This window comes from Ruegeria sp. C5 (assembly GCF_056537605.1).
The window spans coordinates 205471-217318 of sequence record NZ_JBQFRX010000001.1 but is presented as its reverse complement, the minus strand read 5'-3'; the positions used below and the strand labels follow the sequence as shown (position 1 = coordinate 217318).

Annotated in this window: 8 protein-coding genes; 6 read left to right on the top strand and 2 right to left on the bottom strand. The window is 55.9% G+C overall.

Features of this window, described 5'->3' with window-relative positions:
• Positions 1-159: 159 nt before the first annotated feature.
• A complete protein-coding gene (locus ACR0AW_RS01095) occupies positions 160-1086 on the bottom strand; it encodes a hypothetical protein (protein WP_170731961.1) in 927 nt (308 codons plus the stop codon).
• A gap of 210 nt (positions 1087-1296) precedes the next feature.
• Between ACR0AW_RS01095 and metG the strand changes: the two genes are divergently transcribed.
• The 3 genes from metG (at position 1297) to ACR0AW_RS01080 (ending at position 7624) form a co-directional block, all read left to right on the top strand.
• Positions 1297-3015: a methionine--tRNA ligase gene (gene metG / locus ACR0AW_RS01090; protein ID WP_170731960.1), complete on the top strand. Its 1719-nt coding sequence runs from the start codon at positions 1297-1299 to the stop codon at positions 3013-3015.
• A 290-nt stretch (positions 3016-3305) separates the two neighbouring features.
• A complete protein-coding gene (locus ACR0AW_RS01085) occupies positions 3306-4487 on the top strand; it encodes an efflux RND transporter periplasmic adaptor subunit (protein ID WP_170731959.1) in 1182 nt (393 codons plus the stop codon).
• The gene (locus ACR0AW_RS01080; protein ID WP_170731957.1) at positions 4487-7624 is read left to right on the top strand and encodes an efflux RND transporter permease subunit; all 3138 of its coding nucleotides are present in this window, start codon (positions 4487-4489) and stop codon (positions 7622-7624) included. Before ACR0AW_RS01085 ends, ACR0AW_RS01080 begins: the two co-directional genes overlap by 1 nt.
• Positions 7625-7701: 77 nt before the next feature.
• Here ACR0AW_RS01080 and glpD read toward each other — a convergent pair whose 3' ends face one another.
• Positions 7702-9279 carry a glycerol-3-phosphate dehydrogenase gene (gene glpD, locus ACR0AW_RS01075; protein WP_170645910.1) on the bottom strand — a complete coding sequence of 526 codons (1578 nt, stop codon included), beginning with the start codon at positions 9277-9279 and terminating at the stop codon, positions 7702-7704.
• 190 nt (positions 9280-9469) lie between these two features.
• Here glpD and ACR0AW_RS01070 point away from each other — a divergent pair, with 190 nt between their 5' ends.
• From ACR0AW_RS01070 to ACR0AW_RS01060, 3 genes are all read left to right on the top strand, one after another.
• The gene (locus ACR0AW_RS01070) at positions 9470-10228 is read left to right on the top strand and encodes a DeoR/GlpR family DNA-binding transcription regulator (protein ID WP_170421208.1); all 759 of its coding nucleotides are present in this window, start codon (positions 9470-9472) and stop codon (positions 10226-10228) included.
• Positions 10229-10317: 89 nt separating this feature from the next.
• A complete protein-coding gene (locus tag ACR0AW_RS01065) occupies positions 10318-10680 on the top strand; it encodes a DUF3302 domain-containing protein (protein WP_170393336.1) in 363 nt (120 codons plus the stop codon).
• Between the two features lie 21 nt (positions 10681-10701).
• Positions 10702-11847, top strand: a complete 1146-nt coding sequence (locus tag ACR0AW_RS01060) for an HlyD family secretion protein (RefSeq protein ID WP_170731955.1) — start codon at positions 10702-10704, stop codon at positions 11845-11847.
• Position 11848 lies beyond the last annotated feature (1 nt).

Sequence of the window (11848 nt, the reverse complement as noted above, 5' to 3'; positions counted from 1 at the left end):
GGAAGTCATTGCTACAATTTCAAGAGGTTGTGATTCTGTGTTTCAACCTGAGGTTATTTACATCCAAATGTCAGTTACAATCTGCAACCATGACATTAAGCTCAATTTCTTTCGCCCGTGCGAAACGTATTACCTGTTCACACCTGCTGGAGTAATTCTCTAATCGGTGGGCTTTGGCGGTGGTGCCGGGATCATTTCATCCAGGATCGATCCCGCCTCATATCCCAGCAGGTCAACCCGCATCCGTTCAGGGTCTCCGAACACCCATGCACCAACATGCCTCTGCATTCGAACGTATCCGGCGTATCCAGCCAACGCGTCGTTCCCGTGTGCGTTCTCAGCGAACAGAACCTGCCCGGCAGCAACCTTTTCCGGCATCACGCGCTGTAGGTACAGTAGCACGACATTGACGTCTTTGACGCTGGAGCCGCCGTGATGCACCACATACATCTTGGCCCACTCCTCTTCGCTTATGGCTGCGCGTGCATCGGACACGGCGGTATGAAGTGCGTTCAACTCCGCACGTGCAGATTTCTCCATATTCTCTGCCCAGATGGGCCGCATGTCGTTGATCACCTGCGAAACCGCTTCACGTGTGATCTGATCCTTGTCGAGTGCACCTTGAGCAAATGCCCGGGCTGTTTCGAGCATTTTGCGCTGGCTCGCCAAGTCGCCCTCGGTCATGCCCAGTTCGCCCAATGTCGCAAGAAATACATCTATCTCATTGATGATAATTGCAAACTCCGCCTTCCAGCGCTCATCATCGGTATTATCATCAGGCCATGGAGTCACCGCCCCGATCAATCCCAACACAACATGCGACGTGGACTTCAGATGTTGATAGGTTGGCGCATCCCTTGGATAGCTCGCCTCTCCGTCTTCGGTCATGACTGTGACATCACGTGCGATAATCATGACGGGCCGGGTTTCAGCCGTCAGCGCATCCTGGCCTCGGTGAAAGATCGAGAGCATAGCGTGGTCAAAAGCATGCACCGGATCATCTGTGGCGCTCTGGTCGGCGATGGCGCTGGCGGTAAATACAATAGCTGCAACGGCGGCACAGCAGCCCATCCATAAACTCTGCATAATGAAATTCCCCCTAAGCTGGGTTCTCCTGATCATCATACACCATTGGTACGCACGGGGCGAAATCGCTGACGAACGCGACACAAACTCCCGGGAATGCACGAAGTCGCGTAGTAATACCCGTTAAATTCAAGCGGGTATGAATGCGGGCTTTTGCTTACTGGCCACATAAGGTAGACGGGCGCGCAGACAGATACGTGGAAGCGCATTATGGCCCGAATTCTCATCACCTCGGCGATCCCTTACATCAACGGGATCAAACATCTCGGCAACCTGATCGGCTCGCAATTGCCTGCCGATCTGTACGCTCGCTATCAGCGCGGCCGGGGCAATGAGGTCATGTTCCTGTGTGCAACCGACGAGCACGGCACCCCGGCCGAGCTGGCCGCCGCCAAAGCGGGCAAACCTGTGGCTGAATATTGCGCTGACATGTACGCAGTACAGGCCGATATCGCCAAGCGCTTTGGCCTGAGCTTTGATCACTTTGGCCGCTCGTCCAGCGATCAGAACCGTAAACTGACCCAGCATTTCGCTGGCAAACTGGATGAAGCCGGGCTGATCCGGGAAGTCAGCGAAAAGCAGGTTTATTCCAACGCCGATGGCCGTTTTCTGCCCGACCGCTATATCGAAGGCACTTGCCCCAATTGCGGTTACGAGCGCGCGCGCGGCGACCAGTGCGAAAATTGTACCAAGCAGCTAGACCCGACCGACCTGATCGAGCCCCGCAGCGCGATCAGCGGCTCGACCGATCTTGAGGTGCGTGAGACCAAGCACCTGTATTTGCGTCAATCCGCAATGAAAGATCAGTTGGACGCGTGGATTGACAGCAAGACAGACTGGCCGATCCTGACAACCTCGATCGCCAAGAAATGGCTACATGATGGCGACGGCCTGCAGGATCGCGGCATTACCCGCGATCTGGATTGGGGTGTACCAGTCAAGAAAGGTGATCAAGATTGGCCCGGCATGGAAGGCAAAGTCTTCTATGTCTGGTTCGATGCCCCCATTGAATACATCGCCTGCGCCAAGGAATGGGCCGACGCCAATGGTAAGTCTGATGCCGATTGGGAACGTTGGTGGCGCACCGACAAAGGCGCAGAAGATGTGCGTTACGTTCAGTTCATGGGCAAGGACAATGTGCCCTTCCACACCCTGTCTTTCCCGGCCACCATTCTGGGATCGGGCGAGCCCTGGAAGATGGTCGACCACCTGAAATCATTCAACTACCTGAACTATGACGGTGGCCAGTTCTCGACCTCGCAGGGTCGTGGCGTGTTTATGGATCAGGCGCTGGACATTCTGCCCGCCGATTACTGGCGCTGGTGGCTGTTGAGCCATGCGCCAGAAAGCAGCGACAGCGAGTTCACATGGGAGAACTTCCAGCAGTCGGTGAACAAAGATCTTGCGGATGTTCTGGGTAACTTTGTCAGCCGGATCACTAAGTTCTGCCGCTCGAGATTCGGTGAAGCAGTGCCCGAAGATGGTGCGTATGGCGAACGTGAACAGACCCTGATTGCTGAGCTTACTAGCCGAGTACGTGCCTACGAAGGCCACATGGAAGCGATGGAAGTGCGCAAATCCGCGCAAGAGCTGCGAGCGATCTGGGTCGCTGGCAACGAGTATCTGCAGGCTGCCGCACCATGGTCTACCTTTAAGGAAGATCCTGCGCAGGCTGCGGCGCAGGTGCGGCTGGGGCTGAACCTGATCCGCCTCTATGCAGTTCTGAGCGCGCCGTTCATTCCCGATGCGTCTGCAAAAATGCTTAGTGCGATGAACACACTCTATACCAGCTGGCCCGAAGATATCGATGCCGCGCTGCGCGCCCTGCCCGCTGGCCATGAATTTTCGGTTCCCGACGTGCTGTTTGCCAAAATCACGGACGAACAGCGCGAAGACTGGCAGAATCGGTTTGCGGGAACGCGTGAATAACAACAAAATTCGATTTATGAATGCCGCAGCGGAGCCCTGAAGCCTCTCCGCTGCTGGTTTTTGGCAGAGAAAATTCGCCCGCCCCAATTGTCATCGGGCAGATAAACGCCTGCGGATGCAGGCTAAGTCTGCAGATTGGAAAGAAATTTCGGGTCGATTCTTGCCAACGCACTACCTCAACACGCTTGAGAAACTGCGTCAAACCCGCCATCCTGCCTATAAAATCAATCGACTCATCCGGGGTTTCTGTTGCCCGGTTGTGCAATCTTTACTTTGAACGAGGCGCCAACATGTCCCTTGCATTTAAGAAGCCAGCACTCGGCCCACGCGGCTATTTCAGGGCACTCGGCGTTTCTGCCGCTTTGTTTGCATGTTCCAGCCTGCCCCAGATAGCGGTCGCGCAGGATCAGGGCGATGCCCCTGCGCCCAAGGTGTCGATCGCCGCAGCTTATACCGAAGAGATCACCGATCAGGCCACCTTCATTGGACGGGCCGAGGCAATCGACAAGGTCGATATTATCGCGCGCGTCAGTGGTTTCCTGGACAGCCAGAACGTCGACGATGGCTCTCCGGTGAATGAGGATGACCTGCTGTTTACGATCGAACCGGATCTTTACGAAGCCACGCTTGAGGCGCGTAAAGCCGATCTGGATCGGGCGCAGGCAAACCTTGAACTGGCCAAAGTCGATCTCGCCCGCAAGGAAGAGCTGTACAAGCGCGACGCTACACCGGAATCAGAACGTGACATTGCCCGAGCCAATGAACTGGTCGCCGAGGCCGAGGTCAAAGCCGCCAATGCAGCGATCCAACAGGCCGAGCTTGATCTCAGCTACACACAGATCCACGCCCCGTTTTCGGGCCGCATCGGCCGCGTGGAAACCAGTGTCGGTGATGTTGTGGGCCCCAACAATCCGCCGCTTGTCACCCTGGTCAGCGAAGCCCCCATCTATGTGAATTTTTCGTTGAATGAGAAGCAGTTCACGTCGGTTCTTGAACAATTTGGTGAAGACCCGGCCACGCTAGCTGAAAGCAGCCAAAGCCCGAATGTTCATGTGACTCTGCCGAACGGTACTGAGCTGGATGAAACCGGCGAAATCATTTTTGTCGACAACCGCATTGATCCGCTGACCGGAGCCATTACGATCACAGCTCAATTCGACAATGCCAAGCGTCTGCTCGTTGATGGTGCCTTCGTAAACGTTCAGATCGAAGCGCTTGAGCCGACGCTGCAGGTATTGATCCCTCAAGCAGCGCTGCAGCGTGATCAGCGCGGCGAATTCGTTCTGGTCGTCAATGACAAGCAGATGGTTGAACAACGCTACATCACAACCGGAGATACCGTGGATTCGGCGATTATCGTCACAGATGGCCTGCGCGAAGGCGAAAGCGTCATCGTCGAAGGCCTGCAACGCGTGCGCCCCGGCGTCGCCGTTGATGCAGTCGTTGCGTCCGAGCAGCCGGAGAATAACTGATGTTCTCAGCCCTGTTTATCAGCCGGCCCAAGCTGGCGCTTGTCATTTCGCTGGTCCTGACCATTTTGGGCGGGATCGGTTATCTGGTTCTGCCGGTTGCGCAGTTTCCCGATATCACGCCGCCGGTGGTCAGCGTAACGGCCACCTATACAGGTGCAAATGCCGAAACCGTGGAAAACACCGTGGCCGCCCCGATCGAGGCGCAGGTCAACGGTGTGGACGATATGATCTACATGACGTCGACCTCATCGGATAACGGCTCGTATTCGTTGAACGTTACGTTCGAGGTGGGCACCGACCCCGATATCGCCTCGGTCAACGTGCAGAACCGTGTGGCACAGGCGATGGCATCGCTGCCGTCCGAAGTGACTTCATCCGGTGTTGTCACGCAAAAAGCGTCAACCAACATGTTGTTGCTGGTCACGCTGACCTCGCCCAATGGCACATATGACAGTGTGTTCCTGTCGAACTATGCCTCAATCAACTTGAAAGACGCTCTGGCGCGGGTTCAGGGCGTGGGTAAAGCGGATGTTTTGACCAATCTGGAATACGCCATGCGGATCTGGATGGACCCGGACAAGATGGCCGCGCTGTCAATCACTCCGGGTGATGTGATCAATGCCATCCGCGAACAGAATATCGAGGTCTCTGCGGGCTCAATCGGGTCACCGCCTGTACCTGAAGGGCAGACCTTTCAGTATACGATCAAGACCAAAGGCCGCCTGACCTCGGCCGATGAATTCGGAGATATTGTAATCCGTACAGGCGAAGCCGGTGCGATTGTGCGCGTCAAAGACATTGCGCGCGTCGAGCTAGGGGCGCAGTTCTATTCCGCCTCGGGCTATTTCGAAAGCGTTCCTGCGACCGTTATCGGCATCTATCAGGCCCCCGGCGCAAACGCCCTTGCGGTGTCCGAACGTGTTGAGGCCGAACTTGAGCGCCTGTCACGGTCCTTTCCCACGGATGTCGAATACGATGTTCCATTCAATACGACGGATTTCGTGGAACAGTCGCTCAATGACGTGGTCTCGACCCTCATCCTGACATTCATATTGGTGATCACAGTTGTGTTCATCTTCCTTGGCAGTTGGCGGGCGACGATCATTCCGGCGGTGGCAATTCCGGTCTCATTGATCGGGACATTTGCCTTCCTGCTGGCCTTTGGCATGTCGCTGAACACGATCTCGCTGTTCGCATTGGTGCTGGCCATCGGGATCGTTGTAGATGACGCCATCGTCGTGGTGGAAAACGTCGAACGTATAATCGCCGATGAAGGTCTGCCCCCTGCCGAGGCAACCCGCAAGGCCATGGGCCAGATCACCGGGCCCGTGATCGCGACCACGCTGGTGCTACTGGCCGTCTTCGTGCCGGTGACTTTCATGCCCGGCATATCCGGACGATTGTATTCCCAGTTTGCGGTAACGATCTCGACTGCTGTGGTAATCTCGTCGATCAACGCCTTGACCCTTTCACCGGCCTTGTGCGGGCTTGTGCTACAGGCGCGCTCGGGGCCGCCCAAAGGGTTGCTGGCCGTGTTCGAGAAATTTATCGGCGGAATGCGCAGCGGCTATGTCGCCATCGTGCGAAAGCTACTGATCCTGCCGGTCATTTCGCTGGGGATCATTGCAGCATTCGCAGCGGGTACTGGGACCATTATGGGCAACACGTCCAAAGGGTTCATTCCGCTGGAAGACAACGGATATCTGTTCGTCGATATCCAGCTTCCCGATGCGGCGACGCTTGAACGGACCGAGGCGGTTTCTGCGCGGATCGATGAACAGATTCAACAGATCTCCGGCGTATCCAGTACCGTTCTGGTCAATGGGTTCTCGCTGTTGAACGGGACCACTACCAATGGCGCAGCCATCTTTGTCAACCTGACCAACTGGGAAGAGCGGCAGGAACCCGAGCTCAGTGCGGATGCGATCCTGAACCAGGTTCTGGCGATTGCATATGGTGAGTCTGCCGCATCGATTGTTGCGTTCAACCCGCCACCCATTCAGGGCCTTGGTATGTCTGCAGGGGTTGAAATGGAAGTGCAGCAGACCGGTGGCGGCTCGCCGCAGGATCTGGCCTCGGCCGTTGGGTCGTATGTCTATGCCGCAAACCAGCGTCCTGAGATCGCGCAGGCCTACACCACCTTCCGCGCGAACGTGCCGCAATTGTTTGTCGATCTGGATCGGGAAAAGGCCAAAACCCTGCAAGTCTCGGTGGCCGAGATTTTCCAGACCATGCAGGCGCAGCTTGGCTCGTATTACGTGAATGACTTCAACCTGTTTGGTCGTGTCTATCGCGTAATGATCCAGGCCGAAGGGTCATACCGGAATAAGGTCGATGATATCTCAGAGCTTTATGTACGTTCCACCAAAGGTGAGATGGTACCGCTTGGCACGCTGATCGATATCGAGAACGTGCTGGGTCCGGTCCTGCTAAAGCGGCATAACCTGTTCCGCTCGGCCACTGTGACAGCGGTTCCGGCACCGGGGCTCTCGACCGGGGACGCCATCAATGTCATGACCGAGGAGTCGGCGACTGCCTTGCCCCCCGGCTATGCCTATGAATGGACCGGAACGGCGCAGCAGCAGCTGGCCTCGGGCGGTCTGGTCGTGGTGATCCTTGGGTTGGCGATCTTGTTTGGGTACCTGTTCCTTGTCGGCCAATATGAAAGTTGGACGATGCCCGTTTCGATCCTAATGTCGGTGACCGTGGCCTTGTTCGGTGCCGTCGCAGCGGTGGCGATCGTTGGCAGCGACATCAACCTCTACACGCAGATCGGAATGATCATGCTTGTCGGGCTTGCGTCAAAGAACGGGATTCTGATCGTCGAATTCGCGATGGAGCAAAGGGCCAAGGGGCTGTCAATCAAGGAGGCCGCGGCCGAAGCCGCATATCAGCGTTTCCGCGCTGTGATGATGACCGCCCTGTCCTTCCTTTTGGGCGTGGTTCCCCTGCTGGCCGCGAACGGGGCCGGAGCTGCCAGCCAGAAGGCCATCGGCGTTGCCGTGTTCGGCGGCATGCTGGCAGCCACTCTGTTCGGGGTCATTCTAGTACCGGTCCTTTACGCTGTGATGCAGAGCCTGCGCGAATGGGTCAAAGGCAGCAAGAACGATCCGGAACCGTCAGAAGAAGCCGCATAAGACCGGCATTGAAATCGCAAAACGCCCCGCACATCTGCGGGGCGTATCTTTTTTGCTTGGATCGACTGATCCGCACGCTAGTCAGTTAACCGTTTGGCCATCCAGTCGTCTATCCGGCTGATCTGTTCGGGGCTGAGCCTTAGACCCAGCTTATTGCGCCGCCACACGACATCCTGAGCGGTGCGCGCGTATTCCTTGTCCATCAGCCAAACCAGTTCGGCCTCGGTCAATGTCGCGCCGAAATCGTCACCCAGATCGCTCTGATCTTTTGCCGGACCCAGAAGGTCCCAGGTCTCGGTGCCATAGGCCCGGATCAATCGACGGGCCCAAAAATCGGTCAGGAACGGGTACTCCGCTATCAGTTTCCCGATCAAATCCTGCACGCCGTCGACCGGAAAATCCCCGCCGGGCAATGGGACGCCTGCGGTCCATGGTCCGCCAAGATCTGGGAAATGTTCTCCAATCTTCTCCAGCGCGCTTTCCGCGAGGCGTCTGTAGGTGGTGATTTTACCACCAAAGACATTCAACACCGGAGCCCCGCTCTCGGCATCAACTTTAAGCGTGTAATCGCGGGTAGCCGCCGTGGCACTGCTTGCGCCGTCATCATATAGCGGACGGACGCCTGAATAGGTCCAGACAATATCTTCACGGGTAACGGGCTTCGCGAAGTATTTCGATGCGAAAGCGCACAGATACTCCTGCTCGGCCTCGGTACAAATCGGAGGCTCGGAGGGGTCAGAATGATCCTGATCCGTGGTTCCGATCAAGGTAAAATCCTGCTCGTACGGGATCGCAAAGATGATGCGCCCGTCTTCGCCCTGAAAGAAATAGCACTTGTCATGGTCAAACAGCTTGGGTGTCACGATATGGCTGCCACGCACCAGACGGACGCCTTCTCGGGAATTGACCCGGATCTTGGTCTGGATGATGTCACCTACCCAAGGTCCGCCCGCATTGATCAACATCTTCGCAAGGACGGTTTCGGTCTTGCCGCTATCCCGATCCCGGATCGTAACCTGCCACAGTTCATCGATCCGCTCAGCCGAAAGAACCTCGGTCCTGACCATGATCTTGGCCCCGCGTGCCTCGGCATCGCGGGCGTTCAGGACCACCAGCCGCGAATCCTCGACCCAGCAGTCCGAGTATTCATAGGCGGTTTCAAATTTGTCTTGCAGCGGAGCCCCCTCGGGTGCCGCGCGCAGGTTCAGCGAACGTGTACCCGGCAGGATTTTGCGACCGCCCAGATTGTCATACAAAAAAAGGCCAAGCCGTATTAGCCACGCAGGACGACGCCCGCGCATCCATGGCATCACCGTACTGAGCAACCGTGAGGTCGGCGTTTCAGAGTCAAAACGCATATCGGCGTGATAGGGCAGCACGAAACGCATGGGCCAACTGATATGGGGCATAGCGCGCAGTAAGGTCTCGCGTTCGACCAGCGCTTCACGCACCAAACGAAATTCAAAAAATTCCAGGTACCGTAGCCCGCCATGAAACAGTTTGGTCGAGGCTGACGACGTCGCCGAGGCCAGATCGTTCATTTCAGCCAAGGTGACCGATAGGCCCCGACCTGCCGCATCACGTGCGATACCGCACCCATTTATACCCCCGCCGATCACAAAAAGATCGGTAACTTGGCTGCTGTCCGATGACATATCCAATTGATTCCCCAACGTGGCAGTTTCAAGCGCATTAGCAGCATGATGGTTCGTATCGTCAACTTTATTTTTCGATATTGTTCGTTTTTAGCTGAAACAACGAATATTAATAAGTGCAACTAACGAATTCCCTTGCTTAACCGCAAAATTAGAACAAAAACGAAAACACCGGAACTCAGGACCGCCCATGTCACTATCATTTCGCCAATCGGACATTCTTTTAGTCGCCGAGCAAGAGGGCCGCGTTACTGTCGAAGGACTGGCCGAGCGCTTTCAGGTGACGGTTCAAACCATTCGCCGTGACCTGACTGAACTGTCAGAAGCTGGTAAGTTGGATCGGGTTCACGGGGGTGCCGTTCTGCGTTCTGGCGTGTCTAATATTGGATACGAAGACCGGCGCGCCCTGAATCATGAAGCCAAGACACGCATCGCTGAACGCTGCGCGGCCGACATCCCCGAGGGCAGCTCGATCTTTATGAACATAGGCACCTCGACCGAGGCCGTTGCCCGCCAATTGCTGAAACACAAAAACCTAATGGTCGTGACCAACAATATGAACGTTGCCAATATCCTGGCCGATAACCCCGATTGCCAGATCGTCGTTGCAGGCGGTGTGCTGCGCAGATCAGATAGTGGGTTGGTCGGGAATCTTGCGGTCTCGACCATCCGCCAGTTCAAATTCGATCACGCGATTATCGGCTGTTCCGCATTGGATGCGGATGGGGATCTAATGGATTTCGATCTCCAAGAAGTACTGGTCAGTCAAACTATCATTGAACAAGCCCGGCAGATCAGCCTAGTAGCGGATGCTTCAAAGTTTCAGCGCACCGCGCCCGCACGCATCGCCTCATTATCCGATGTTGATATGGTTTATACCGATCTACCGCTACCCGGCGACCTCCATCAGAAGTGCATAGACTGGAACACCAAAATTATTGAATGCTGATGCATCCTTCCGATCAGCCAGAAAGTGATTGATTAGCTGGACAACAGCGCCCGAGGATGGAACAGTTTCCAACAACAGGAGGCGCGAGCATGGGACTTTTGGGGCAGCCGCTGGGCTACTATGACTATCTGACATTTGTTGCACTTATCTTGCTGCTGGCAGCGGTGATGGCGTTGTTTCTATTCATAATGGGTCTGCCCGGACGTATCGCGATCAAACGCAATCACCCCCATGCCGAAGCGGTCAAGATCATGGGATGGATGGGATTTTTGGCGATTGTCCCTTGGGTGCACGCCTTTATCTGGGCGTTTCACGACGGCGTCACCGTCGACATGCGCCGCGGCCCTGATGAAGAACGCAAGGCCATAAGGGATGAGATCAAGCGTCTGGGCGGTACAGTCAAACCGGAATACCAGGACCCACTTGATACCGACGAAACAAAGCAAGCCTAAGGCCAAAGGAATTCAGCACTCATGTTCGTCGCCCTAGGCATCACGCTTTTCTACATTATTTTTGTCTGGTTCATCTTCTTCAAGGTGCAATGGCTGAAATTCAACATCATGTGGGGGATCGTCTCATTCTGGGTCGGCGCTCATCTGCTGCTGATCTTTTTGGTCGCGCTGCGCTTCTTTCAACCCTTTTCCGTCGACAGCCACGTCGTGCGCTCCACCATCCAGATCGTCCCGCGTCTGACTCAGCCCACAATCCTGTCCGAGGTTTTGGTCGAGCCCAACACCTGGGTCACTAAGGGCGATCCGCTGTATAAGTTCGACGACACGGTGTTTTCGCTGGCCGTGGACAAGGCGAATGCACAGCTGGTGGCGGCGCAGCAAAACGCAAAGATCCTTGAACAGGACGTTATCGCGGCGGGAGAAGCAGTCGAACGCGCGAACGCGCAGCTGGCCTATGCGCTGACCGAACAAGCGCGATACGAGAACCTCGTTCCCGCCGGGGGCGCCCGCCAGGATGAACTAGACCGCTGGAACGAACAGGTCGCGGAAGATCAGGCGAAGATTAAGGAAGCTCAGGCCAATCTTGAGAAGGCCAACCTTGCGCTGGATTCGCAGATCGACGGCGTGAATACCGGCATTATTGAGGCTGAGGCTCAGCTGGCAGAAGCCGAATATTTTCTTGAGAACACCACCATCTACGCCCCCGAAAATGGCATGATCGTATCGCAACAGGCACGCCCCGGTATGGTTGTGGGGGAAATTCGTCTGGGTGCCATTGCCAGCTTTGTCACCGAAGAAGACCCCTATATTCTAGCCACCTTCCGCCAGCAGAACCTGAAATTTGTCGAGGTCGGCCAACCAGTCGAAGTTGCTCTAGACCTCTATCCCGGAGAAATTCTGACCGGCAAGGTTGAGGCGGTCTGGTGGGCCACACGTCAGGGCCAATACTTGCCCTCAGGCCGCCTGCCCGGCTTTGAATTGCCAAAACTGCCCGGTCGGATCGCTGTTCAGATCTCGGTCGATGTGCCTGAGGGGCATACTTTTCCTGCAGGTGGCCACGCTGCGGTGGCGATTTACACCGGCATGGGAAAAAGCTTTGAATTTCTGAGGCGCATCAACATTCGCCTCTATTCCTTCGCCAACTTCATCCGGCCACTGGATATCTGAG

Coding starts and splice junctions, on each gene's coding strand:
- ACR0AW_RS01095 (WP_170731961.1), bottom strand. CDS start 1,086: ATGCAGAGTTTATGGATGGGCTGCTGTGCCGCCGTTGCAGCTATTGTA.
- metG (WP_170731960.1), top strand. CDS start 1,297: ATGGCCCGAATTCTCATCACCTCGGCGATCCCTTACATCAACGGGATC.
- ACR0AW_RS01085 (WP_170731959.1), top strand. CDS start 3,306: ATGTCCCTTGCATTTAAGAAGCCAGCACTCGGCCCACGCGGCTATTTC.
- ACR0AW_RS01080 (WP_170731957.1), top strand. CDS start 4,487: ATGTTCTCAGCCCTGTTTATCAGCCGGCCCAAGCTGGCGCTTGTCATT.
- glpD (WP_170645910.1), bottom strand. CDS start 9,279: ATGTCATCGGACAGCAGCCAAGTTACCGATCTTTTTGTGATCGGCGGG.
- ACR0AW_RS01070 (WP_170421208.1), top strand. CDS start 9,470: ATGTCACTATCATTTCGCCAATCGGACATTCTTTTAGTCGCCGAGCAA.
- ACR0AW_RS01065 (WP_170393336.1), top strand. CDS start 10,318: ATGGGACTTTTGGGGCAGCCGCTGGGCTACTATGACTATCTGACATTT.
- ACR0AW_RS01060 (WP_170731955.1), top strand. CDS start 10,702: ATGTTCGTCGCCCTAGGCATCACGCTTTTCTACATTATTTTTGTCTGG.